The organism is Paraburkholderia sp. 2C (assembly GCF_054589215.1).
Genome location: NZ_BAAILL010000065.1, coordinates 328,057 through 353,197, shown reverse-complemented (window position 1 = coordinate 353,197; position 25,141 = coordinate 328,057). Strand labels below are relative to the sequence as shown.

At 63.8% G+C, this 25,141-nt stretch carries 22 protein-coding genes; 15 read left to right on the top strand and 7 right to left on the bottom strand.

Annotated elements, in window-relative coordinates; translation table 11 throughout:
- Nucleotides 1–24: 24 nt before the first annotated feature.
- Both ACYPXD_RS30445 and ACYPXD_RS30440 read right to left on the bottom strand, forming a co-directional pair.
- Entirely contained in the window at nucleotides 25–1,047 is a 1,023-nt protein-coding gene (locus ACYPXD_RS30445; RefSeq protein WP_459720627.1) for a serine/threonine protein kinase, read from the bottom strand.
- A 92-nt stretch (nucleotides 1,048–1,139) separates the two neighbouring features.
- Nucleotides 1,140–1,352: a hypothetical protein gene (locus ACYPXD_RS30440; protein WP_459720951.1), complete on the bottom strand. Its 213-nt coding sequence runs from the start codon at nucleotides 1,350–1,352 to the stop codon at nucleotides 1,140–1,142.
- Between the two features lie 418 nt (nucleotides 1,353–1,770).
- Here ACYPXD_RS30440 and ACYPXD_RS30435 point away from each other — a divergent pair, with 418 nt between their 5' ends.
- The 4 genes from ACYPXD_RS30435 (at nucleotide 1,771) to ACYPXD_RS30420 (ending at nucleotide 8,309) form a co-directional block, all read left to right on the top strand.
- The gene (locus tag ACYPXD_RS30435; protein WP_459720624.1) at nucleotides 1,771–4,953 is read left to right on the top strand and encodes an efflux RND transporter permease subunit; all 3,183 of its coding nucleotides are present in this window, start codon (nucleotides 1,771–1,773) and stop codon (nucleotides 4,951–4,953) included.
- Nucleotides 4,954–4,999: 46 nt separating this feature from the next.
- Nucleotides 5,000–6,277, top strand: a complete 1,278-nt coding sequence (locus tag ACYPXD_RS30430; protein WP_459720621.1) for an efflux RND transporter periplasmic adaptor subunit — start codon at nucleotides 5,000–5,002, stop codon at nucleotides 6,275–6,277.
- Between the two features lie 5 nt (nucleotides 6,278–6,282).
- On the top strand, nucleotides 6,283–7,800 hold the full coding sequence (locus ACYPXD_RS30425) for an efflux transporter outer membrane subunit (RefSeq protein WP_459720618.1): 1,518 nt from the start codon (nucleotides 6,283–6,285) through the stop codon (nucleotides 7,798–7,800).
- 326 nt (nucleotides 7,801–8,126) lie between these two features.
- Nucleotides 8,127–8,309, top strand: a complete 183-nt coding sequence (locus ACYPXD_RS30420) for a hypothetical protein (protein ID WP_459720615.1) — start codon at nucleotides 8,127–8,129, stop codon at nucleotides 8,307–8,309.
- A gap of 132 nt (nucleotides 8,310–8,441) precedes the next feature.
- Here ACYPXD_RS30420 and mgrA read toward each other — a convergent pair whose 3' ends face one another.
- On the bottom strand, nucleotides 8,442–9,485 hold the full coding sequence (mgrA, locus tag ACYPXD_RS30415) for an L-glyceraldehyde 3-phosphate reductase (protein ID WP_459720612.1): 1,044 nt from the start codon (nucleotides 9,483–9,485) through the stop codon (nucleotides 8,442–8,444).
- A gap of 292 nt (nucleotides 9,486–9,777) precedes the next feature.
- Between mgrA and ACYPXD_RS30410 the strand changes: the two genes are divergently transcribed.
- Nucleotides 9,778–9,981 (top strand): DUF3185 family protein, encoded by a 204-nt coding sequence (locus tag ACYPXD_RS30410; RefSeq protein ID WP_459720609.1) that lies wholly within the window; start codon nucleotides 9,778–9,780, stop codon nucleotides 9,979–9,981.
- 70 nt (nucleotides 9,982–10,051) lie between these two features.
- Here ACYPXD_RS30410 and ACYPXD_RS30405 read toward each other — a convergent pair whose 3' ends face one another.
- Nucleotides 10,052–10,813: a phytanoyl-CoA dioxygenase family protein gene (locus ACYPXD_RS30405; protein ID WP_459720605.1), complete on the bottom strand. Its 762-nt coding sequence runs from the start codon at nucleotides 10,811–10,813 to the stop codon at nucleotides 10,052–10,054.
- 510 nt (nucleotides 10,814–11,323) lie between these two features.
- On the opposite strand from ACYPXD_RS30405, the gene ACYPXD_RS30400 reads away from it, so the two are divergent.
- Complete coding sequence (locus ACYPXD_RS30400) at nucleotides 11,324–11,710, top strand: hypothetical protein (RefSeq protein WP_459720602.1); 387 nt, start codon at nucleotides 11,324–11,326, stop codon at nucleotides 11,708–11,710.
- A 97-nt stretch (nucleotides 11,711–11,807) separates the two neighbouring features.
- Here ACYPXD_RS30400 and metK read toward each other — a convergent pair whose 3' ends face one another.
- A complete protein-coding gene (metK, locus tag ACYPXD_RS30395) occupies nucleotides 11,808–12,995 on the bottom strand; it encodes a methionine adenosyltransferase (RefSeq protein ID WP_075155495.1) in 1,188 nt (395 codons plus the stop codon).
- Nucleotides 12,996–13,336: 341 nt separating this feature from the next.
- On the opposite strand from metK, the gene ACYPXD_RS30390 reads away from it, so the two are divergent.
- The 9 genes from ACYPXD_RS30390 (at nucleotide 13,337) to hslU (ending at nucleotide 22,964) form a co-directional block, all read left to right on the top strand.
- Nucleotides 13,337–14,221: a lipid A biosynthesis lauroyl acyltransferase gene (locus tag ACYPXD_RS30390; RefSeq protein ID WP_459720597.1), complete on the top strand. Its 885-nt coding sequence runs from the start codon at nucleotides 13,337–13,339 to the stop codon at nucleotides 14,219–14,221.
- Between the two features lie 57 nt (nucleotides 14,222–14,278).
- Nucleotides 14,279–15,148, top strand: a complete 870-nt coding sequence (dapF, locus tag ACYPXD_RS30385) for a diaminopimelate epimerase (RefSeq protein ID WP_459720593.1) — start codon at nucleotides 14,279–14,281, stop codon at nucleotides 15,146–15,148.
- A gap of 52 nt (nucleotides 15,149–15,200) precedes the next feature.
- The gene (locus tag ACYPXD_RS30380) at nucleotides 15,201–15,977 is read left to right on the top strand and encodes a DUF484 family protein (RefSeq protein ID WP_459720590.1); all 777 of its coding nucleotides are present in this window, start codon (nucleotides 15,201–15,203) and stop codon (nucleotides 15,975–15,977) included.
- Nucleotides 15,978–16,047: 70 nt separating this feature from the next.
- Nucleotides 16,048–16,971, top strand: a complete 924-nt coding sequence (gene xerC / locus ACYPXD_RS30375) for a tyrosine recombinase XerC (protein WP_459720587.1) — start codon at nucleotides 16,048–16,050, stop codon at nucleotides 16,969–16,971.
- A 153-nt stretch (nucleotides 16,972–17,124) separates the two neighbouring features.
- Entirely contained in the window at nucleotides 17,125–18,327 is a 1,203-nt protein-coding gene (locus ACYPXD_RS30370) for a class I SAM-dependent rRNA methyltransferase (RefSeq protein WP_459720584.1), read from the top strand.
- Between the two features lie 296 nt (nucleotides 18,328–18,623).
- Complete coding sequence (locus tag ACYPXD_RS30365; protein ID WP_459720949.1) at nucleotides 18,624–19,712, top strand: CobW family GTP-binding protein; 1,089 nt, start codon at nucleotides 18,624–18,626, stop codon at nucleotides 19,710–19,712.
- Between the two features lie 561 nt (nucleotides 19,713–20,273).
- The gene (gene dksA / locus ACYPXD_RS30360) at nucleotides 20,274–20,693 is read left to right on the top strand and encodes an RNA polymerase-binding protein DksA (RefSeq protein WP_175226179.1); all 420 of its coding nucleotides are present in this window, start codon (nucleotides 20,274–20,276) and stop codon (nucleotides 20,691–20,693) included.
- Nucleotides 20,694–21,077: 384 nt separating this feature from the next.
- Nucleotides 21,078–21,614, top strand: a complete 537-nt coding sequence (hslV, locus tag ACYPXD_RS30355) for an ATP-dependent protease subunit HslV (protein WP_459720577.1) — start codon at nucleotides 21,078–21,080, stop codon at nucleotides 21,612–21,614.
- Between the two features lie 9 nt (nucleotides 21,615–21,623).
- The gene (gene hslU, locus ACYPXD_RS30350; RefSeq protein WP_459720574.1) at nucleotides 21,624–22,964 is read left to right on the top strand and encodes an ATP-dependent protease ATPase subunit HslU; all 1,341 of its coding nucleotides are present in this window, start codon (nucleotides 21,624–21,626) and stop codon (nucleotides 22,962–22,964) included.
- Nucleotides 22,965–23,166: 202 nt separating this feature from the next.
- On the opposite strand, the gene ACYPXD_RS30345 is transcribed toward hslU, so the two are convergent.
- Together ACYPXD_RS30345 and ACYPXD_RS30340 are read right to left on the bottom strand one after the other, a co-directional pair.
- Nucleotides 23,167–23,709 carry a response regulator transcription factor gene (locus ACYPXD_RS30345; RefSeq protein ID WP_075155486.1) on the bottom strand — a complete coding sequence of 181 codons (543 nt, stop codon included), beginning with the start codon at nucleotides 23,707–23,709 and terminating at the stop codon, nucleotides 23,167–23,169.
- A complete protein-coding gene (locus tag ACYPXD_RS30340; protein ID WP_459720569.1) occupies nucleotides 23,706–25,031 on the bottom strand; it encodes an ATP-binding protein in 1,326 nt (441 codons plus the stop codon). Before ACYPXD_RS30340 ends, ACYPXD_RS30345 begins: the two co-directional genes overlap by 4 nt.
- Nucleotides 25,032–25,141: the final 110 nt, after the last annotated feature.

Genomic DNA, 25,141 nt, shown 5'->3' with positions numbered 1-25,141 from the left:
TCGAGCCAGCCGCTCAAACCATCATCAAACCGGCCACAGCGGCCCTTCCTGCATCGCGCCGATCTGTTCGCGCAGCTCGAGAATGCGGTCTTCCCAATAGCGCTGGGTATTGAACCACGGAAACGCAACCGGAAACGCGGGGTCGTCCCAACGCCGCGCGAGCCACGCCGAATAGTGAATGAGCCGCAGCGTGCGAAGGGCCTCGATCAGATGCAGTTCGCGCGGCTCGAAGTCGCAGAAGTCTTCGTAACCGGCCAGCAAATCGGTCAACGCGCGCGAAGCATCGCCGCGTTCGCCCGGCAGCAGCAGCCACAAATCCTGCACCGCGGGCCCCATACGGCTGTCGTCGAAATCGACGAAATGCGGACCTCCATCGGTCCATAGCACGTTGCTCGGATGGCAATCGCCGTGCATGCGCAACGCTGCGATATCGCCTGCGCGCTCGAACGCGCGCTCGACGCCTTCAAGCGCAAGATTCACGACCGTGAGCCACGCTTCGCGCAGATCGCCGGGCACAAAGTTTTGCGCTAGAAGAAAATCGCGCGACTCGTAGCCGAACGTGCCGATGTCGAGCGTCGGCCGCTCCGTGTAGCGTTGCGTTTGGCCCACTGCGTGGATGCGCCCGATAAAGCGCCCGAGCCATTCCAGCGTGTCGCGCTGTTCGAGTTCGGGCGCGCGGCCGCCGCGCCGTTCGAAAAGCGCCAAGCGGAATCCGTCGAACGCGTGCAGCGTGCGGCCTGCGAAGGCGCGTGCCGGCACCGCGGGAATCTCGCGTGCGGCGAGTTCTGCCACGAAGGCGTGCTCTTCGAGAATGGCCGCATCCGACCAGCGCGCTGGCCGATAGAACTTCGCGACGATAGGCGCGCTGTCTTCAACGCCGATCTGGTAGACGCGGTTCTCATAGCTGTTGAGCGGCAACATGCGCCCGTCGGTGCGCAAGCCGGCGCTTGCCAGCACGCTGTCAATCGCGTCAAGCACGCGTTCCGGCGTGAGCCGGGCGAAGGGGACGGCGGCGCCGTCTCCCAGGTCCTGAGTGTCTTCGTTCATGCCCGCATTGTGCGCCGTGCCGCCGTCAAAGACGAGCGTTTGCAGCGCAGCATGCGCGCGTGAGAACCGACCGCTGAAAACCGCGCCGCGTTTTAGTGCAGCGGCGCGCCCGCCGGACGCACGAGTTCGCCCGTATCGATCAGGTCTTCAAGGAAAAAGGGTTCCGTGTTGAGCTGCTGCGTGCTGCCGGGCTCACCGGCGTACCACGCCACCATGGCCATGTCGCCCAGAATGCGCATGACGATCCCGCGTGCGCCCGCGGGCACAGCGATATGAACGGATCGGACAATAGAACCGACTTGCATGATATTTCCCCGTTCTGCGTCTGCCGGCTTGGGAGGATTGCGCCGGTCAATGTGACGATTGAAAAACGTCGCGTCGACAGAAAAAAGTTGCGTACGCACCTGATCTGATCAGCGACGCACGCATGACTACCACGCCATTGTTACCACATTGAGTGCCCGCGCAATAGCGAAAAAAGAGGCACATGTACCGCTGTTTCTATCGATTTGACTTACGAAACGCTAACTGTAACGTGCAGTAAACAGCCCATCATAAACCGTTCGGCGACGAACCCAACAAATTGGACATGTAGACTACGATACGCGTTATATTCCTGTCGCGCGCGACGCTTACCTTTCAGGTTTCAGCCGTCACGCATGCGCGCACGCCCGCTGCCTCGGCGGCGCTGTCCCCTTCGGCCCTCATCGGACCGCACTGTACATGTGGATTGTTCGCCTCGCGCTGCGGCGCCCATATACCTTTGTCGTTCTAGCTCTGCTGCTGCTAATCGTTGGGCCGCTGACGATCCTGCGCACTCCGACAGATATCTTCCCGAACATCGATATTCCAGTGCTGTCGGTTATCTGGACCTTCCAGGGTTTGCCCGCCGACGAGATGGAAAAGCGCATTGTGCTCAACTACGAGCGCGGGCTGTCGACAACGGTCAACGATATCGAGCACATCGAATCGACTTCGCTGTACGGCGTGGCGGTGGTCAAGATCTTTTTCCAGCCGCACGCGAACATTCAGGAAGCGCTCGCGCAAGTCACCGCGCTTTCACAATCGCAATTGCGCTCGCTGCCGCCGAGCATCACGCCGCCGAGCATCCTGCGCTATAACGCGTCGACCGTGCCGATTCTGCGGCTGGCCCTGTCTTCGCCGTCGCTCACCGAGCAGGAGCTGTACGACTTCGGTAATAACTTCCTGAAGACGCAGCTCGCCACGGTGCCCGGCGCATCGGTGCCGCTACCGTACGGCGGCAAGCAGCGCCAGATCATGATCGATATCGATACGCGCAAGCTGCAGGAGCGCAATCTGTCGCCGACCGACGTCGTGAACGCGATCACCGCGCAAAACCTGATCGTGCCGACCGGCACTGCGAAAATCGGCTCAACCGAATATGCGGTGGAAATGAATGCGAGCCCCGATTCGCTCGCAGGCCTGAACAACATCCCGGTCAAGACCACCGCGAACGGCACGATCTATATTCGCGACGTCGCGCACGTGCGCGACGGCTTCCAGCCGCAGACCAACATCGTGCGCGTGAACGGCCAGCGCGCGTCGCTGCTCACCATCAATAAAAGCGGCAATACGTCGACGCTCGAGATCGTCAACGACATCAAGAACATGATGCCGACGCTGCGCAATCTCGTCCCCGCGTCGCTGAAAATCGACCCCGTTGCGGACCAGTCGCTGTTCGTGCGCGCCTCCGTGCAGGGCGTGCTGCGCGAAGCGCTGATCGCCGCGTGCCTGACGGGCCTCATGATCCTGCTCTTTCTCGGCAACTGGCGCGCCACGCTGATCATCGCGGTGTCGATTCCGCTCTCGATGATCACGTCGATCATTGCGTTATCGGCGCTCGGCGAGACGATCAACATCATGACGCTTGGCGGCCTCGCGCTCGCGGTCGGCATATTGGTCGACGATGCGACGGTCGCGATCGAAAACATCAGCCATCAGCTCGAACAGGGCAAGAATCTCGAGCAGGCGATTCTCGACGGCGCACACCAGATCGCGGTGCCGACGCTCGTGTCGACGCTGTCGATCTGTATCGTGTTCGTGCCGATGTTCCTGCTTTCCGGCGTCGCGCACTATCTGTTCATTCCGCTTGCCGAAGCGGTCGTGTTCGCGATGCTCGCGTCGTACTTCTTCTCGCGTACGCTCGTGCCGACGCTCGCGAAGTATCTGTTGCGCCATCACCATCGGGCTGGGGATTCGCATCACGCGCCGGCACAAACGCGCAATCCGTTCATGCGTGTGCATTTCGCGTTCGAACGCGGCTTTGCGAGCCTGCGCGAGCGTTACCGCCGGTTCCTCGTTGCACGCGTCGCCAAACCCGGCCTGTTCTCGGCGGGTTTTCTCGTTTGCTGTCTGCTGTCGTTGCTGTTGACGCCGTTTCTCGGGCGCGACTTCTTCCCATCGGTCGACGCGGGCACCATCGCGCTGCATCTGCGCGCAAAGACGGGCACGCGTGTCGAAGAAACAGCCGTGATCACCGATCGCGTCGATTCGAGAATTCGCCAGCTGATTCCGCCGGACGAGCTGCATTCGATCATCGACAACATCGGCCTGCCGGTGTCGGGCATCAACCTCTCGTACAGCAGCACCGGCACGGTTGGCACGTCGGATGCGGACGTGCTGATCACGCTCAATGAAGACCATCATCCGACCGCCGACTACGTGCGCAAACTGCGCCGCACGCTAAGCGATGAATTCCCCGGTGTCCAGTTTTCGTTCCTGCCCGCCGATATCGTGAGCCAGACGCTGAACTTCGGCATGCCGTCGCCGATCGACATCCAGATTGTCGGGCGCAACGTGCAGGCGAACCGGATCTATGCGGCGCAGCTCCTGAGCAAGCTGCGCAGCGTGCCGGGCCTGGCCGACGCGCGCATCCAGCAGCCGGCGGACCTGCCGCGCATCTTTATCGACGTCGACCGCACGCGCGCGCAGCAGGCGGGCTTCACGCAAAGCGACGTCGCGCGCAACCTGCTGATTACGCTGTCCGGCAGCCAGCAGACCACACCGACGTTCTGGCTCAATCCGCGCAACGGCGTAAGCTACAACGTGATTACCGAAGCGCCGCAGTACACGATGGACTCGCTGCAATCGCTCGCCAATATTCCGCTCAACGCGAACGGCCACACGAACATTCTCGGCGCGCTGTCGACGATGCGCCGCGAAGCCGGCAACGCGGTGCTCACGCACTACAACGCGCAAACTACGATCGACATCTACGGCACCGCCGACGGCCGCGATCTCGGCGCCGTATCGGACGACATCAACAAGATCATCGAGGAATCGAAGGCCGACCTGCCGCAGGCATCGACCGTCAAGGTACGCGGCCAGGTGCAGACGATGAACGACTCGTTCAGCGGCCTGTTCGCGGGCCTGATCTTTGCGATCGTGCTGGTGTATCTGCTGATTGTCGTGAACTTCCAGTCGTGGCTCGATCCGTTCATCATCATCGCCGCGCTGCCCGGCGCGCTCGCGGGCATCGTCTGGATACTGTTCCTCACGCACACGACGCTGTCGATCCCGGCGCTGACGGGCGCGATCATGTGTATCGGCATTGCGACCGCGAACTCGATTCTGGTGGTGAGCTTCGCACGCGAGCAGTTGCTCGAGCACGGCGACCCGGTGCGCGCGGCGATCGACGCGGGCTTCACGCGTTTCCGCCCGGTGCTGATGACGGCGCTGGCGATGGTGATCGGCATGGTGCCCATGGCGATCGGCCTTGGCGAAGGCGGCGAACAGAACGCGCCGCTCGGCCGCGCGGTGATCGGCGGCCTCATGATCGGCACGCTCGCCACGCTGGTGTTCGTGCCGGTGCTGTTCTCGATGATTTACCGGCGGCTTGCCGACCGGCGGCATCGCGCCGCCGAACATGTCGTGCTCAAGCCGTAGTGACAGGAAGCGCGTTGCGCGCAAGGTCGTTCGATATGGAGCGTTGATGGAAGGGAAGCCTCTTGATGAATCCGCGGTCAGCCGCGGCGCCCCGCCCGCGGCAGCTACGAAACGCGGGCGCTGGATTGCCGTGCTCGCGGTCATCGTCGTGCTGGCGCTGGCGGCGCAAGGCATCTGGTCGCGCCGCGACGCGCATGCGACGCTCGAACGCGAGGCCGAGCACACGGCGCAGTTCAGCGTCGAGGTCGTGCATCCGCAAAAGTCGAATGCCGCGCTCGACCTCGTGCTGCCGGGCAATGTGCAGGCTTACCTCGACACCCCGATCTACGCGCGCACGAACGGCTACCTGAAGAAGTGGTACGCCGATATCGGCAGCCATGTGAAGGCCGGCCAGCTGCTCGCCGAAATCGATACGCCGGAAGTCGACGACCAGTTGCGCGCGGCACGCGCGGACGTCACCAACGCGCAGGCGAACTACGCGCTCGCGAAAACCACCGCGGACCGTTGGACCGACATGCTGAAAAACAAGTCGGTGTCGAAGCAGGAAACCGACGAGAAGGTCGGCGACATGCTCGCGAAGAAGGGCACGCTCGACGCGGCGCGTTTCAACGTCGCGCGGCTCGAAAAGATGCAGTCGTTCCAGAGGGTCTATGCGCCGTTCGACGGCATCGTGACCGCGCGCAATGTCGACGTCGGCGCGCTGATCGATGCGGGCAGCGCAGGCGGGCCCGCAAAGGAACTGTTCCATGTCGCGCAGGCGGACCGGCTGCGCGTGTACGTGAATGTGCCGCAGGCCTATTCGCAGCAGATCCACGCGAACGAGGCCGCGTATCTGACGCTCACCGAAACGCCGGGCAAGCATTATCCGGGCACCGTCGCGCGCACCTCGGGCGCGGTCGACCCGACGCAGCGCACGATGCTCGTCGAAGTCGCGGTCGACAACCGCGACGGCGCACTGCTGCCGGGCGCGTATGCGCAGGTGCATTTCGCGCTGAGCGCGCAAAGCACACCGTACACGCTGCCCGGTAACGCGCTGCTGTTCCGTCCGAACGGCGTGAACGTCGCAACCGTCGACGACCAGCAACGCGTGAAGCTTGTGAAGGTGCAGCTCGGCACCGACTATGGCACGCGTGTCGCAATCGCGTCGGGCCTGAGCGGCAACGAGCAGGTCATTCTGAATCCGCAGGATTCGATCGTCGATGGCGCGCCGGTGCGCATCGTGGAATCGAAGGCAGGCGCCGCGAAGCCCGCGAGCGGCGCGAGCGACCCGGCCGGCGCGAGCGCGGCAAGCGGCACCGCAAACGCGCAAGCGGCGGCGGGGTAGTGCGGATGCGTCATCACGCCCGTCTGCGCCGGCGCGCGCTTGCCACGCTTGCCGCAGCGACCGCGGCGGCGCTCCTCACCGCATGCACGGTCGGACCTGACTACGTGCGGCCGTCCGCGCCGACGCCCGCCACCTACAAGGAACTCGAAGGCACGGGCTGGAAAACCGCCCAGCCCGCCGACGAAAAATTGCGCGGCGCGTGGTGGGAGGTTTATCAGGATCCCGCACTGAATGCGCTCGAAGAGCAGGTCGCGACCGCGAACCAGAACGTGAAGGCCGCCGAAGCGCGCTTCCGTTCGGCGCGCGCGGCCGTTGCGCAGTTCCGCTCGCAATTCTTCCCGCTTATCGCGTACTCGGGCGCCTACTCGCGCGCGCGCTCGTCACGCAATATCGAATTCCGCTCGACCGCGGGCAAGACGCTGAACGACTATTCGATCGGCGCGGACGCGACATGGGAGCCCGACCTGTGGGGCCGCATATCGCGGAGCGTCGAGGGCGCGAAGGCGAACGCCCAGGCGAGCGCCGCCGACGAGCAGAGCGTGCTGCTGTCGATGCAGGCCGAACTCGCCACCGACTACTTCGAACTGCGCGGCATCGATCGCGAACAGCAACTGCTCGACGACACGATCCGTGCGTACAAGGACGCCGTCGAGCTGACGCAGAACCGGCTCAACGGCGGCATCGCGACCGATGCCGATGTGGCGCAAGCGCAAACGCAATTGCGCACGACCGAGGCGCAGCAGATCGATCTGGGCGTACAGCGTGCGCAGCTCGAACACGCCATCGCGATCCTGACGGGCCAGCCGCCCGCGGGCTTCTCGCTGCCCGTCATTCCGCTCAACGCGGTGGCGGTCGTCGCGCCGGCCGGCGTGCCTTCCGCCTTGCTCGAACGGCGCCCCGATATCGCGTCGGCCGAACGGCAAATGGTCAATACGAACGCGCAGATCGGCGTCGCAACCGCGGCGTTTTTTCCGGATCTGATCCTGTCCGTGACGGGCGGCCTCGAAGCGACCAACTATAGCCAGTGGCTGCTTGCGCCGAGCCGCTTCTGGTCGCTCGGGCCGTCGCTCGCGGGCACGCTGCTCGACTTCGGCGGCCGCAGCGCGCAAAAGGAGGAGGCGCAGGCGAACTACGACGAGAGCGTCGCACAGTACCGGCAAACGGTGCTCGACGCGTTCGGCCAGGTCGAAGACAACCTCGCGGCGCTGCGCGTGCTCGAACATGAAGCGAAGGCGCAGGACGAAGCGGTGTCCGCCGCCGAGCGCTCGCTCGCAATCCTGAACGACCGGTACAAGAACGGTGCGATCACCTATCTCGATGTCGTCGTGGCGCAAACCACGGCGTTGAACAACGAGGTGCAGGCGGTATCGATCGCGCGCCGCCGGATGGCCGCGAGCGTCGCGCTGATCAAGGCGCTTGGCGGCGGCTGGGATGTGTCGCAACTGCCGACCGGCGAGCAGATCGTCCATCCTCCCGAAGGCGACGACAAACCGGCGAGCGCGGTGCAAGCGCCGCGCGGGTAGCGGCGCTGATCTGCCTGCGGCCGCGAGTTTGCCGGCGCGGCGTAACGCAAGTTCCCCCCAGTGTGCAATGAGGCCTTGGGCGCGCCCATTCGGAAAGGTTGGCGTAAGTATTCGACACGCTTTTAAAAAGCTGCCGGAAACCCGCCGAAAGCGCGGGAAGCCCCGACTGACGGGGATTGGGCCGTGACAGCGTGATGCTTTCGATGCGAAGTCACCCCTCTCGGTATCTGCATCGTCACCTATACTCAAATCGAGCGTCGCAGCCGCATCATAAGAATCAGAACGACCGCGCGGCCGCTCGACAAGTAATAGAGAAGGAGACAAACATGGGCTACTTCACCATCAGCGACTTCATCCTGGTCATTCCGATGGCGCTGGCCGGCGCGCTTTTTCTTAGCGCCCTACCATGCAATACGGCTCTAAAGCGAAACTCGCTACGCGTCATGGGCGCGCTGCTAGGTGTGGTATGCGCGGTGGCGCTCGTCGAGGGACTGCCCGCGCTCGTGTAGCGACGCAAACCTTCGTGGTCCCCAGCAGTCGATAAAAAAGCCGCAATGCATCGCGATGCATTGCGGCGGCTCCGACGATCCATTCGATCTTGCGGATCCTGCAGGTCTTGCGCGTCTTGCGGCAGGTATCGCTCAGACTCGCTGATCGGTCGACGGCTTCTCCCACAGATTGACCCCGCCTTCGGTCGCATGGCGATCGATCTCCGCCAGTTCATCCTTCGTGAACGACAGATTACGCAACGCACCGACGTTCTCGCGCACCTGCTCGGGCTTGCTTGCGCCGATCAGCACCGACGTCACGCGCGGATCGCGCAGCGCCCACGCAAGCGCCATCTGTGCGAGGCTTTGACCGCGGCGCTGTGCGATGTCGTTGAGCTTGCGCACGTGCTCGATGTTTTGCGCGCTCAAATGCTCTTCCTTAAACGAATCGCCGCCCGCCTTGTTCATACGCGCATCCGCCGGCACGCCGGTCAGATACTTGCCGGTTAGCAGCCCTTGCGCGAGCGGCGTAAACGCGATCGTACCGGCGCCCGCTTCCTCGAGCGCATCGAGCAGTTCATGCTCGATCCAGCGGTTCAGCATGTTGTACGCGGGCTGATGGATCAGGAGCGGCACCTTGTATTCGCGCAGCAGCTTGACCATCTCTCGCGTCTTGCCGGCCGAATACGACGAGATGCCGATATAGAGCGCCTTGCCCTGCTGCACTGCCGTCGCGAGTGCGCCGGCCGTTTCTTCGAGCGGCGTATCCGGGTCGAAGCGGTGCGAGTAGAAGATATCGACGTAGTCGAGACCCATGCGCTTCAAACTCTGATCGAGACTTGCGAGCACGTATTTGCGGGAGCCGCCGCCCTGGCCGTATGGCCCCGGCCACATATCGTAGCCAGCCTTCGACGAGATCAGCAGTTCGTCGCGATAAGGCTTGAAGTCTTCCTTGAACAGACGGCCGAAGTTGGTTTCGGCGCTGCCATACGGCGGCCCGTAGTTGTTCGCGAGGTCGAAATGCGTGATGCCCAGGTCGAACGCCGTGCGCAGGATGTCACGTTGCGTGGAGAGCGGCGTCGTGTCGCCGAAGTTGTGCCACAGACCGAGCGACAGCGCCGGCAGCTTGAGGCCGGTCTTGCCGCAAACGCGGTACTGCATGTCGGAATAGCGTGCTGAAGCTGCTTCGTAAGCCATGGCTCGAATCCTTGATTCTCGATGGAAACCGCGGGGGACTGCTGGGAAGAGAACGCGGCATCGCATGTGCGATGCGCTACAGGTATTCGTACGAAAGTTCGTACGACGAATACGTTATGTTAGCCAATCGGCGTGTACGCTGCACAGGCATCCCGCGGCAGCCCACACTGCGGGATCGGGCAGAATGGCACGTCTGCCGGGATCTCGGGCGCCGCTTTTTTAGCGCAGCGCCCATTCATGCCATCGCGGCCGTCAAGAACGGCCATCACCGGACATCAGGGAGGATTGTGTAATGACCAGGGCGGTATCCATTGCATTGCTCGTCGGCGGCATCGTGCTGCTGTATTTCGGCGGACAGTCGTTTCACTCGTTCAGCAACGACGTATCGCGCGTGTTCACCGGCGCGCCGACCAACAAGACGATCTATCTGCTTGCCGGCGGCGCGATTGCGACGATTGCGGGGTTGATCGGACTGACGCTGGGAGGCAGACGCTAGGTCGCGCCGGCCGCGCACACGCCGCCGCGTCGGCATGTCGCGGCGAAGCGCAACGTTGGAACGCGCGGCTTCAGAACGCCACTTCGGGCTTCGATGCCGAACGCGAGCCCGGCAGCGGGACATTGCTCGCGCCGTGATACGTGAACACGAGCGAGAATTTGACGTCGTCCGTCAGATTCTTGCCGGCCGAATGCAGCGTGTTGCAGTGGAAAAAGACGACGTCGCCCACATCCAGTTCCGGCGACACCGCGGCTTGAATCAACGCCTGATTCTCCGGCAGATCGGAGCGGAAGAATTTCGCGTCGTCGAAACGCCCGGACGTGAGCGCTGCCGTATGCGAGCCGGGCACCAGCCACAGCGCGCCGTTATCGACAGTCTCGCGGCCCAGCGCGAACCACACGGAAACCAGATCGTCGCGCTCGAAGGACCAGTAGCGCACGTCACGATGCCAGCCCGTCAGGCTGCCGTACGCGGGGTGCTTGGTCATCATGCAATTGTGATGCGCGCGCGAAAGTCGCGGCTCTTCACCGAAATACAGTTCCATCCAGCTGCGAATGTCGGATGACGTGGCCGCCTCGCGAAACAGCGCGTGACGCGCGTACGCATCGAGCAGGCGCCGCACCGTATGTCCGCCCGGCGCGTGCTTCGAATCCGGCGCGCCCGGATAGCGCAAGTCGGCTTCGAACTCGAGCGGCGCCGCCGCTTCCCGCAGCTGCTGTTGCGCGACCTGCTTCAGCTCGCCGCAGCGAGCGGGCGACATCAAACCCGGCACGACGACGAATCCCTGCTCGCGCAGCACCTCTACCTGCTCTTTCTTCGAATGGACGGACATGGACATTTCCGATGGCGTTCGACTGCTAAATCACGATTGTAAAACGCTGCCGATCACATGGGGCAGTATCGGATGAGGGCACGCCGCACGCTGCCGATGCAACAATGCACATCGTTGACTCGACTGGAACCTGACAGACGTAAGGGTGCAATCGATATGCAGCATGCCGTATCAACAGCCGCTTTCGCATCGGTTGAACAATGACCGCAAGGGTAAAAACCCGACTTCCTCGCGTCATCGATCGCGTGTAGCCTGCATGCATGTCGATTTCGACCATCCGTTGTTTCTTGCGCGCGCGGCCCTCCGCGGCTCTCCGCGCGGTCTTTCGTCATTCGTCAGGCTTTTGCGATCAAGGCACCGGTGCCGTCTGCATGCACCATGCCCGCGATTTTTACGCGTGCACTGACACGCCTGTTCGCAAGCGCATGCTCCAGCACGTCTTCGAATCAAAGCTGGCACGGTTGCTGCACCTCCCGTGCGCGCATCACGTCGCCTGAAAAAACACACGCCATGCATACCTTCCTGAGTACTGGTCTTACGCGCGTCGCATTCAATGCCGCGCGTCCCGCGCGCCGCCGTGTCGTGCGCGCCCTGCGTCACCATTCCGCGCGCACGCGCGCGCTCGCCGAACAGTGGCGCGACGCGAGCCCCGTCGATAGCGTTCGCATGTGGTTTCGCACGTTCTTCTCGACGCTGAAAATACAGCGCACATCGCGTCATTTTTCGCTGCGCACGCTGCTGCTGCGCCGGCCGCCGCCGTTGCGCGTCGCGGGCATCGCGGGCGGGCTCAATGTCGTGCGCGGATTCAACGCGGCAGCACGCGCGAAGATCGGCACGAGCCGCACGCCGCGCCGCACGTCGACCACAAGCACGGGCTGGTTCGTGTTCGCTCGCTAGCCGTTCGCCCGCCAGCGCCTTCCGTGCGTAAACGAAAGCACCCTGCACGCGCGAGGCGCGTGCAGGGTGCGGGAAACTACCTTCTACCGGACTCTATTTACGCGATCGCAACGACCGGCTCCGTGCCGGCCGCTTCAGCCAGCGCGAGCGCCTTGTCCGTCGCTTCCCATGTGAATTCCGGCTCTTCGCGGCCGAAGTGGCCATACGCCGCCGTCTTCTCGTAGATCGGACGCAGCAGGTCGAGCATCTGGACGATGCCCTTCGGACGCAGGTCGAAGTGCTCGAGCACGAGACGCTGGATCGTCGCATCCGACACACGGCCCGTGCCGTACGTATTGACCATCACGGAAGTGGGTTGCGCCACGCCGATCGCGTAGGAAACCTGAATCAGCGCACGCGATGCGAGGCCCGCCGCGACGATGTTCTTCGCGACATAACGGCCCGCGTACGCAGCCGAGCGGTCGACCTTCGACGGATCCTTGCCCGAGAATGCGCCGCCGCCGTGCGGAGCCGCGCCGCCATACGTATCGACGATGATCTTGCGGCCCGTCAAACCGCAATCGCCCTGCGGACCACCGATCACGAAACGGCCGGTCGGGTTCACGAGGAACTTGATGTCGCCTTTGATCAGATCGGCCGGCAGCGTCGGCTTGATGATTTCTTCGATCACCGCTTCGCGCAGCGTCGACAGTTCGATTTCCGGCGCATGTTGCGTGGACAGCACGACGGTGTCGATCGAATGCGGCTTGCCGTCGACGTAACGGATCGTGACCTGCGACTTCGCATCGGGACGCAGCCAGGGCAGACGGCCGTCACGGCGCAGATTCGCCTGACGCTCGACGAGGCGGTGCGACAGGTGGATCGGCAGCGGCATCAGTTCCGGCGTTTCGTCGCAGGCATAGCCGAACATCAGGCCCTGGTCGCCGGCACCCTGATCGAGGTTGTTGTCGTGTGCGCGATCGACGCCTTGCGCGATATCCGGCGACTGCTTGTCGTACGCGACGAGCACGGCGCAGCCGCGATAGTCGATACCGTAATCGGTGTTGTCGTAGCCGATGCGCTTGATGGTTTCGCGCGCGACCTGGATGTAGTCGACGTTGGCCGTGGTCGTGATTTCACCTGCCAGCACGACGAGACCGGTGTTGCACAGCGTTTCAGCGGCTACGCGCGAGTATTTGTCCTGCGTGAAGATCGCATCGAGAATCGCGTCGGAGATTTGGTCCGCGACTTTGTCCGGATGGCCTTCGGAAACGGATTCGGAGGTAAAGAGAAAGTCGTTTGCCACGTTGCAGACTCCTTGTTATGTGGTTACGGGTTTGAGTTTCACGTAGCCAACTTCTAGAGCCTGAAGCGGCGACGCTTTAGCGGATTTCTTTACCGGCCGCGCTCTTCGAAAACCCTTTCCGGCCTTTTCAGCCAGATGGTTGACGAAAACAGAACGCTTTCGGCTTCGCCCCGCAAGTTGTCTATTAACTCGGCGAAGCCCTTATTATAGCGACTTCTTCTAATCGTCACAGAGTAACCACGCGTGCCGCATTCCTATCCGCTCCTGGTTCACCCGCGCCCCTGCCATTACGCCGCGCCGCGCCGCGCGGGCTTTTCCGCCCATCCGAGTCGAGTATCTGCATGCTGAGCCGCTTCGGGCCGAAGCTGGCCATTGGGCTCCTCAAGTTCTTCGCGATCTTGCCTTACGGGTTCGTGGCACGGCTCGGCGACGGCCTCGGCTGGCTGCTCTACCAGATTCCGAGCCGGCGCCGCCGCATCGTCCATATCAACCTGAAGCTGTGCTTTCCCGAATGGAGCGACGAGGTTCGCGAAGACGTCGCGCAGAAGCACTTCCGGCATGCGATCCGCAGCTATCTGGAGCGCAGCGTCCAGTGGTTCGGCTCGGCGAAAAAGCTCGAAAAGCTCGTGCAACTCGAGAGCGAGATCGATCTGACCGACCCGAACCTGCCGCCCACGCTCTTTCTCGGCTTTCATTTTGTCGGCATCGAGGCCGGCTCGATCTTCCTCAATTACTCGCTGCGGCGGCCGTGCGGGTCGCTTTATCAGCCGATGTCGAATCCGGAGCTCGAAGCGGTGGCAAAAGCCGCGCGCGGCCGCTTCGACGCCGAAATGGCAAGCCGTGCGGACAGCGCGCGCATCGTGCTGCGCTGGCTGCGCGACCGCAAGCCCGTCATGCTCGGCGCCGATATGGACTACGGCATGCGCAACTCGACTTTCGTGCCGTTCTTCGGCGTGCCGACCTGCACACTGACCGCGGTCGGGCGTCTCGCGAAGGTCGGGCATGCGCAGGTCGTGCCGTTTATCGGCGAAGTGCTGCCGGACTACAAGGGTTATAAGCTGCGGGTCTTCAAGCCGTGGGACAACTATCCGACCGGCGACGACGAAGCCGACGCGCGCCGCATGAACGCGTTTCTCGAGGAACAGATTCCGCGCATTCCCGAGCAGTATTACTGGGTGCACAAGCGGTTCAAGACGCGCCCGCCGGGTCAGCCGGGATTTTATTGATGCGGGCCACGCGCACGCGCCGCACGGCGGCGGTTCCGCGTCACTTACAATAGCGGCATGAAACTCAAATTCACCAAGATGCACGGCGCGGGCAACGACTTCGTCGTGCTCGACGGCTTCACGCGGCCCATCGAGCTGACGGCCGCGCACGTGCGCGCGCTCGCGAACCGGCATTTCGGCATCGGCGCGGATCAGTTGCTGCTCGTCGAGAAGCCGACCATCGACGGGGTCGATTTCCGCTATCGCATCTTCAACTGCGACGGCGGCGAGGTCGAGCATTGCGGCAACGGCGCGCGCTGCTTCGTCAAGTTCGTGCGCGACACGGGTCTCACCGATGCGCGCAGCGTACGCGTGCAGGTGCCGAATGGCGTCATCACGCTGACGATGCAGGACGACGGCGAGGTCACCGTCGATATGGGCGCGCCGGTTTTCGAGCCGGCACGCGTGCCGTTCGATGCGAGCGGACTCGACGGTGAACATAAGGGACGCCGCGAGGGCGCCGATACGCTGTGGCCGCTCGACGTGAACGGCACGACGCGCTGGGTGTCGGTGGTGTCGATGGGCAATCCGCACGCGGTGCAGGTCGTCGACGATGTCGAGGCGTTTCCGGTTACCGCCGACGGCCCGGTCATCGAATCGCATCCGCGTTTTCCGCAACGCGTGAACGCGGGCTTCATGCAGATCGTCTCGCGCAACGAGATCAGGCTGCGCGTCTACGAGCGCGGCGCCGGCGAGACGCTCGCGTGCGGCACGGGCGCATGCGCGGCGGTGGCCGCGGGCGTGCGGCGTGGCTTGCTGGACTCGCCCGTCACTGTGCACACTCACGGCGGCGTGCTGACCATCTCGTGGACAGGCGGCGATGCGCCGCTGCTGATGGCGGGCCCGGCAGCAACGGTGTTCGAGGGCGAGATCGAGCTCGCCGACTGATTACCTTGACCGCCGCGCGGCGTGTTGCCTGCGCGGCTTTATGGCTGAAAACATGAACGATCGCGAAGTCGCCGACTACCTGCTCGCCAACCCCGAATTCTTCGCGGACCACGCCGAACTGCTCGCGACCATCCGTCTTGCGAACCCGCACGGCAAAGCGGCGGTGTCGTTGCAGGAACGGCAGATGGAAATGCTGCGCGACAAGAACAAGCTGCTCGAGCGGCGCCTCGCCGAACTGCTGCGCTACGGCCACGAAAACGACAGCATCTCGGCGAAGTTCAATCGCTGGACCGCGCGCGTGATGGCCGAGCGCGATCCGTACGCGCTGCCGCGCACGATCTCGCACGGCTTGCGCGAGGTGTTCGATGTGCCGCAAACCGCGCTGCGCGTGTGGGACGTCGCCGAGCCGTATCTGCAGGCGGACTTTACGCGCCAGGTCGGCGAGGAAGTGCGCATTTTCGCAGGCAGCCTCGCTACACCGTACTGCGGCGCGAACACCGGGTTCGAGGCCGCGCAATGGCTCGCGCCGGCTGTGTCGGCCGCGCCGCCGGGTGAAGGGCCGGGCGCGCCCGACGCGGCGAACGGGGCGAATGGGGCGAATGGGGCGAACGGAGCCCATGGCGCGAACGGCGCCGGCAGCGACGCAATCGAATCGATCTCGCTGATCGCGCTGCGCGACCCGGAGCGCGACGAAACCGCCAACGTGTTCGGCCTGCTCGTGATGGGCTCGGCCGACCCGCGGCGCTTTCACGACGGCATGGCGACCGACTTCCTCACGCAGATCGGCACGCTCGCCAGCGCCGCATTGAGCCGGCTGCTGCCGCGCTGATCATGCGGCGCCGCTCCGTTCACCGGGCACGAACAAGCCGCCGCTCGCGCGCTGACGGAGCATTCCCATCGTGACGCCCGCCGATCCGATCGCCGACTATCTGTCGAGTCTCGAGCACGAGCGGCGGCTGTCCGCGCATACGTTGCGCGGCTATACGCACGAACTCGACGAGCTGAAGAAGCTGGCGAACGGCCGCCCTCTGGAAAGCCTGACCGCGACCGACATTCGCGGCGCGGTGGCGCGCGCGCATGCGGGCGGCCTGACGGCACGCTCGATTGCGCACCGGCTGTCGGCATGGCGCGCGTTCTATCGCTGGCTCGCGGGGCGCGTCGAACTGCTGGCCAACCCGGTCGCGACGGTGCGCGCGCCGAAGCAGGCGAAAACGCTGCCGAAGGCGCTATCGGTCGACGATACGCACAAGCTCATGGAAGCGCCGGTCGCCGACAGCACCGAAAGCCTGCGCGATCACGCGATGCTCGAGCTGTTCTATTCGTCGGGCTTGCGGCTCGCCGAACTGGTCGGCCTCGACATCCACTTCGCCCATGCCGATGGCTATCGCTCCGCCGGCTGGCTCAAGCTCGATGCGGCGGAAGTCGAAGTGCTCGGCAAGGGTAACCGCCGGCGCGTCGTGCCGGTCGGCAGCAAGGCGCTCGTTGCGTTGCGCGCGTGGCTCGCCGTGCGCGGCGAGTTCGTCAAGCTCGATCCGCATCCGCTCTTTCTCAGCGCGCGCGGCAAGCGGATGTCGCCCAATGTCGTGCGCGAGCGCGTCAAGCGCGCGGCGCTCATGGCCGGCATTCCGGCCAATGTGCACCCGCACGTGCTGCGCCATTCGTTCGCGACGCACGTGCTGCAGTCGAGCGGCGATCTGCGCGCGGTGCAGGAACTGCTCGGCCACGCGAGCATTACGGCGACGCAGGTCTACACCGCGCTCGATTTTCAACACCTCGCGCGGGTCTACGATCAGGCGCATCCGCGCGCGAAAAAACGCGGATAGCGCGGCTGTGCGAATGCCGCCACGCCGGGAAGGCGCGGCCGCCCGCTCGTCACGGCCCGACTGGCCTCGATCGGGCGGCCGGCACGCAGGACGCGCAGCGCTCATCGTCAACCGTCCCAACGCACATTGTTCTGCTGAATACACCCAACATTCATGAATACCGTCACGCTAAAACCGTCGAAGGAAAAATCGCTGCTGCGCCGCCATCCATGGGTCTACGCGAACGCGATCGACCGGGTCGACGGCAAGCCGGGCGCCGGTGCGACCGTGCTGGTGCGCGCGCACGACGGCCGCTTTCTCGCGCGTGCCGCGTGGAGCCCGCATTCGCAGATCCGCGCACGCGTCTGGAGCTTCGATGAAGCCGAACCGATCGACCACGCGTTCTTCAAGCGCCGCGTGCAGCGCGCGCTGGCGCACCGGCAGGCGATGGTGCGCGACACCGGCGCCGTGCGGCTGATTTTCGGCGAAGCGGATGGCTTGCCGGGCCTGATCGTCGACTACTACCTCGCCGATGATGAAACCGCGCGCGGCCAGCTCGTCTGCCAGTTCATGGCGGCGGGCGTCGAGGCGTGGAAAGAGGCGATCGTGGCCGCGCTGACGGGCGCGACCGGCTGCCCGAACGTATATGAGCGCTCCGACGTGTCGATTCGCGACAAGGAAGGACTCGAGCCCATCACCGGCGTAATGGCCGGCGACGCCCCGCCCGGGACGCTGATTGCGAGCGAAAACGGCGTGCGCTACCACGTCGACGTCCGCAACGGCCACAAGACGGGCTTTTATGTCGACCAGCGCGACAACCGCGCGCTGGTCCAGCAGTTCGCGCGCGATCGCGAGGTGCTGAACTGCTTCTGCTATACGGGCGGCTTTTCGCTGGCGGCGCTCAAAGGCGGCGCGAAGCGCGTCGTGTCGATCGATTCGTCGGGCGAAGCACTCGCGCTTGCGCAGCAAAACGTCATAGCAAATGGTTTCGACGCCGCGCGCGCGACATGGCTCGACGCCGATGCGTTCAAGACGCTGCGGCGCCTTGCCGACGAAGGCGAGCGCTTCGACCTCATCGTGCTGGACCCGCCGAAGTTCGCGCCGTCGCGCGAGCATGTCGACCGAGCCGCGCGCGCGTACAAGGACATCAACCTGAGCGGCTTCAGGCTGCTGCGTCCGGGCGGCCTGTTGTTCACCTATTCGTGCTCGGGCGCGATCGATGCTGATCTGTTCCAGAAGATCGTCGCGGGTGCGGCGGCCGATGCGCGTGTCGATGCGCGAATTCTCAAGCGCCTCGGGGCCGGTGTCGACCATCCGCTGCTCACGGCCTTCCCGGAAGGGGAGTACCTGAAGGGCCTATTGTTGCAAATTGCGTGATCGCCCATAGTTCTGGCTGTTTCCCGGGGGGCGAACGGCACCGGTGTAACGGGTGCTGACCCGGCGTCCGGAGCCGGCATCCGGCAGCGCGCTCGCAGATATGTTTCAATATCCGGCTCGAACCGCCGGCTTAAGGCATAAAAAACCCTGATGCCGGCGCTTCCCGCCCCCGATTCACGCGTGGGTCTTATTTAGTCCGCTCATTGAGACTACTCATTGAATGTGCTCATTGAGACCGCTCATCGAGACTGATCAGATTCACCATACACAGCAGGCGACACGATATGGCGACCAACATGATTCCCGTGACCATCCTCACCGGCTTTCTGGGCAGCGGCAAGACCACGCTGCTCAAGCGCATCCTGAACGAGCAGCACGGCATGAAGATCGCCGTGATCGAAAACGAGTTCGGCGAAGAGAACATCGACAACGAGATCCTCGTGCAGGAGTCGGACGAGCAGATCATCCAGATGAGCAACGGCTGCATCTGCTGCACGATCCGCGGCGACCTCGCGCGCGTGCTGGCCGATCTCGCGGCGCAAAAGCAGGCGGGCAAGCTCGATTTCGACCGCGTCGTGATCGAGACCACGGGTCTTGCGAACCCGGGCCCGGTCGCGCAGACGTTCTTCATGGACGACAGCATCGCCGACGAATTCCTGCTCGACGCGATCATCACGCTCGTCGATGCGAAGCACGCAAACCATCAGCTCGACGAACACGAAGTCGTGCAGCGCCAGGTCGGCTTCGCGGACCGGCTGTTCGTCACGAAGTCGGATCTCGTCGACGAAGCGACGCTCGGCGATTTGCGGCATCGGCTGCTGCATATGAACCCGAAGGCGGCGATCAAGGTCGTGAACTTCGGCGACGCCGATATCAAGGAGATCTTCGATCTGCGCGGCTTCAACCTCAACGCGAAGCTCGAAATCGACCCGGACTTCCTCGCCGAAGACGAACACGACCACGCGCACGATCATGACCATGATCACGCTCATGATCACGATCACGCCAACTGTGATCACGAGCACGGCCATTGCGATCACGAAGGCCACGACCACGCGCATCACAACCATCATCACGCGCACCACGACGACAAGATCAAATCGTTCGTGTATCGCAGCGACAGACCGTTCGATCCGAACAGGCTCGAAGACTTCCTCGGCGGTATTCTGCAGATCTACGGCGAACGGCTGTTGCGCTACAAGGGCGTGCTGTACATGAAGGGCGTCGATCGCAAGGTGGTGTTCCAGGGCGTCCATCAGATGATGGGCAGCGATCTCGCGGCGAAGTGGCAGCCGGCTGAGAAGAAGACCAACAAGATGGTCTTTATCGGCATCGAGCTGCCGCAGGATCTGATCACCGACGGCCTCGACGCGTGTCTTGCCTGAGGCTGCATGCGCCCCGCTTGCGCGGATCGCGCCGCAGCCGCGAGCAACTGCCGTTGCAATCGCGCGAAACACGGGGAAATCCTGCGGTCTAACGTACGTAGGACCATCGCTTTTTAAGAGTTGGCGCGTTATATTTTGTCGATATCCGGGGTCGTGACAGGGATTGCCCCCGATTGCGGGGCTGTAGCGTGATTCAGTTACAATACAGCCCCGCTGGAGAATGAGAACCAATCGCCCGGTCAGCGCGCAACGGTGCCGGGCAAGCAACGGCGCCGGAAAACCTTATCCGGGCAATACGCCGATATGCCGGCCCCCAGTTTTGTCAGCCGGCTCATTACGCGCGCTGCCAGGGAAGCATTGCCTCGGGAGTAGCTGTATCTGTAGATCGGTTTCCAGAGGAGTTCGGCCCCGCATCGGCGCTTCGGCGTCACGACAGCCCACCGTCCGTGTTCGCCGGCGCGAGATTTGAGCGTCTTCAACGCGTCTTTGAAGCGCCTTTGCGGGCAACACGAAAGTGCGGGCAAATCTCACCGTTTGCCTCACATTGAAGAAGCAAGCCAGATGACGACGAAACGACTCTTGACTGAAGCCGAAATCCTGAAGATGAGCGACAAGGATTACATGAACGAGGATCAGCTCGCTTTCTTCAAGAACCGGCTTGAGCAGTTGCAGGCGGAGATTCTCCGCAATGCCGGCCAAACCACCGAAAATCTGCGCGAAACCGTGATCGTGCCGGACCCGGCCGATCGCGCCACGATCGAGGAAGAGCATGCGCTCGAACTGCGCACGCGCGATCGCGAGCGCAAGCTGCTGAAGAAAGTGCAGCAGTCGCTCGCGCGGATCGAATCGGGTGAGTACGGCTGGTGCGAAGAAACCGGCGAGCCGATCGGCATTCCGCGCCTTATCGCGCGGCCGACCGCCACGCTGTCGCTCGAAGCGCAGGAGCGCCGCGAGCTGCGCCAGAAGCTGTTCGGCGACTGAACGTCTGTCAGGCGCGGCGCGGGGTCCGCGTCCTTATCGCTGCTTCCTTGTGAGGCGCACGGGTTCGTGCGCCTCTTTTGTTTTGTGGCTTCGCGATCGCAACCGCATCGACAGGTAAGCTTCACCCGCATCGGTGATCGAAATCGCGCACGATTTACCGGCCATTTCAGATTCTTCTGTCGAAATTCCTAGCAATTGCACGCGGCATTTTCTCGGCGTGCCCATCGCCGCGACCCTTGATATGGGCTCGCAAGCCCTAAAATAAACCGAATGCGTCGAACGCGCGCGCTGAACCGGCGTCGCGCGGTCCGCTGCCATGGATTTCCGCGGTGACGCAAACGCCGGCACCGCGCACCACCTGTTTTGCACAATGAAGGAACGCATATGGAGCAATTTCACGGCACGACGATCGTCTCCGTGCGCCGCGGCGACAAGGTCGCGCTTGGCGGAGACGGCCAGGTCACACTCGGCAACATCGTCATGAAGGGCGGCGCGAAGAAAGTCCGGCGCATCTATAACGGCAACGTGCTGGTCGGATTCGCCGGCGGCACGGCCGACGCCTTTTCGCTGCTCGATCGCTTCGAAGCGAAGCTGGAAAAACACCAGGGCAACCTCACCCGCGCCGCCGTCGAGCTCGCGAAAGACTGGCGCACCGACCGCATGCTGCGCCGGCTCGAAGCGATGCTGATCGCCGCCGACGCACAGGCGACGCTCGTCATCACGGGCAACGGCGATGTGCTCGACCCCGAAGGCGGCATCTGCGCGATCGGCTCCGGCGGCGCGTACGCGCAGGCCGCGGCAAAGGCGCTGGCGGACAACACCGACCTGTCGCCGCGCGAGATCGTCGAAAAGTCGCTCGAGATTGCCGGCGACATGTGCATCTACACGAACCACAATCGCGTCATCGAAACGATCGAGTAAGGACCCACGATGAGCACCATGACTCCCGCCGAGATCGTCTCGGAACTCGACAAGCACATCATCGGCCAGGACCGCGCGAAAAAGGCCGTCGCCGTCGCGCTGCGCAATCGCTGGCGCCGTCAGCAGGTCGCCGACCCGCTCAGGCAGGAAATCACGCCGAAGAACATTCTGATGATCGGACCGACCGGCGTCGGCAAGACCGAAATCGCGCGGCGTCTCGCGAAGCTCGCGGACGCGCCGTTCATCAAGATCGAAGCCACCAAGTTCACCGAAGTCGGTTACGTGGGGCGCGACGTCGACAGCATCGTGCGCGACCTGATGGAGATCTCGGTCAAGCAGACGCGCGAGACCGAAATGCGCAAGGTGCGCTCGAAGGCGCAGGACCAGGCCGAAGACCGCATCCTCGATATCCTGCTGCCGGGCGCGCGGCCGGTCGGCTTCGGTTCGGGCGGCTCCGAGCATCACGACGAACCGAGCTCGACGCGCCAGACGTTCCGCAAGCGCCTGCGCGAAGGCCAGCTCGACGATAAGGAAATCGAACTGGATATTGAAGCGCCCGCGACCGGCATGGACATCATGGGCCCGCCCGGAATGGAGGACATGACCGAGCAGATCCGTTCGATGTTCGCGAATCTGGGCGGCGGCAAGAAGACGCGCCGCAAGCTCAAGGTGAAGGAAGCGCTGAAGCTGCTGACCGACGAGGAAGCCGCGAAGATGCTCAACGACGAGGAAATCAAGACGCGCTCGGTGCAGAACGTCGAGCAGAACGGCATCGTATTCCTCGACGAAATCGACAAGATTGCGTCGCGCAACGAAGCGGGCGGTGGCGAGGTGTCGCGCCAGGGCGTGCAGCGCGATTTGCTGCCGCTCGTCGAAGGCACGACGATCAACACGAAGTACGGGATGGTAAAGACCGATCACATCCTGTTTATCGCGAGCGGCGCGTTCCATCTGGCCAAGCCGAGCGATCTGATTCCGGAACTGCAAGGCCGCTTTCCGATTCGCGTGGAACTCGATTCGCTGTCGGTGAAGGACTTCGAAGCGATTCTCGTCGCAACCGACGCGAGCCTCGTCAAGCAATACCAGGCGTTGCTCGAAACCGAAGACGTGCACCTCGAGTTCGCCGATGACGGGATCCGGCGTCTCGCGGAAATTGCATTCTCGGTGAACGAGAAGACCGAGAATATCGGTGCGCGCCGGCTTTATACCGTGATCGAAAAGCTGCTCGAGGAAGTATCGTTCTCGGCGGGCAACCATGCGGGTACGAACGTCGTGATCGACGGCGCGTATGTCGACCGCGCGCTCAACGAAGTGGCCGACGACGAAGATCTCTCGCGCTACGTGCTGTAGTTTTCAGCGCGTTATCGGCGCGTTATCGGCGCGTCGGCGGCGGAACGTCGGCGCGACGGCGCGCAGTTCAGCGAAGTTAAACGGGCGGCTTCTCACGAAGCCGCCCGTTTTTCTTTGGCACGCGCGTCCATGGAGGCCCACCGCCCGCGCCGGCTCCGTTCGCAACTGCTTGCGACTGCTTGCGACTGCTTGCGACTGCGCGCTACTGCTTGACCGGCCGCTTCGCGAGCTTGCGCTGCAAGGTGCGCCGATGCATGTTCAACGCGCGCGCGGTCGCCGAGATATTGCCGTTGTTTTCCGCAAGCACGCGCTGGATATGCTCCCACTCGAGCCGCGCGACCGACAGCGGCGTCGGGTGCTCGATCGCTTCTTCCGCCTGCACCGCACTCGCTTCGCTCTGCAGTGCCGCGAGTATCGTCTCCACATTGGCGGGCTTCGCCAGATAGTTGTCCGCACCGTCCTTCACCGCCTGCACGGCGGTCGCGATGCTCGCGTAGCCGGTCAGGACGAGCATCCGCGCATTCGGCTGCAGTTCGCGCAGCGGCGCGACGAGATTGAGCCCCGAGTCCTTGCCCAGATGCAGATCGACCGTGATCTGCCCGAACTTCTGCTGGTTCGCGAGGCGAATCGCGTCGTCGGCGTTATGCGCCTCGGCCACCGTGTAGCCGCGCCGCGTCAGACCGCGGGCGAGAATGCCGGAGAACACCTCGTCATCGTCGATCACGAGGAAATTCATGTCGCTCATGCTTGTTTCTCCTTGTTGGACGACGCCAGGCCTTTATCGGCCGCGCCGGATAAATCGTAAGCCGCGACCGGCAGCCGCAGCACCGCGCGCGTGCCGCGCGGCGCGACTTCGCGCGGCCTCGTGTCGCGCGCGTCGGTCAGCTCGATCGAGCCGCCGAGGCGCGCCGCCGCGGAAAACGCGAGATACAGGCCAACCCCGTGGCCGCCCTGCGTGCTATCGACGGGCGCCGTACCGAGCGACGCACGCAGCGAGGCGGGAATGCCGGGCCCGGCGTCGCACACCTCGAATTCGATCGCGCTGCCGTGCTCGACGAGCGACGCCTTCAGCGTGACGTGATCGCGGCTCGCGCGCGCCGCGTTGTCGAGCAGGATGGTCAGGATCTGGCTGACGGCGACCGTGTCGTCGACCACCGCACCGGCCGGCGCCGCAGCGAGCGTATCGAGTTCGACATGCGGGTGACGCAATCGCCATTGCTGCACGAACGAATCGAGCCACTCGCCGACCGACTGGCGGCTGCCCGGCGCCGACGCGCGGCTGCGCAACCGCGCGAGCGCCGAGGTGCACATCGACATCTGCTGCTCGAGCAGATCGAGGTCGGCTGCATACGGTTTGAGCCCGGCATCGGCGCGCGCCGCATCGCGCAATTCTTCGGTGAGCATCGCAATGGTGGACAGCGGCGTGCCGATCTCGTGCGCGACGGTCGCCGCCTGGACACCCAGCGCGACCGCGCGCTCGTCGCGCAACAGCCGCTGCTGCGCGTCGCCGAGCGCCGCATCGCGCTGGCGCAGCGCCTGCGACATCCGCGCGACGAACCACGCGATCAACCCGACGCTGACCGTGAAGTTCACCCACATGCCGGCGCGGTAGTAGTCGAACAGGTTCGCTGGGTTATCCAGATTGAGCGGCACCGATTCGAAACCGAGCACTGCGTAGCATGCGACCGCGAAGGCGGCGAGCCAGATCATCAGGTGCCACGGCAGCACGGCTGCCGCGATCGCGAGCGATGGCAGGTACAGCGAAACGAATGGGTTGGTCGTGCCGCCCGACAGAAACAGCAGCGCCGACAGTGCACCGAGATCGACCCACAGTTGCCCGAACAGTTCGAGGTTCGACTCGGGCCGTTGCAGGGAGACGCGCAGCCACGTAAAGCCGTTGAAGATCACTTCGAGGCCGATCACGAGCAGCATCGCGGGCAGCGGCAGCGTGACGCCGACGAAGGTCTGGACGAACGCGATGGTCAGCAACTGGCCGATGATGGCGAGGCTGCGCAGCCAGAAAAGATGCTCGAGATTGACCCGACCGGTGTTCATGATGCGGTGCATCGTGTCAGTTTAACCGCTGAAAGGGCCGGTTCGGGTCACCGGCAGCGCGCCGCGTCATTGTGTCACTGGCGCAACAGATGAGGCCCGGAGAAGTCTGGGCGGCAGCGCTC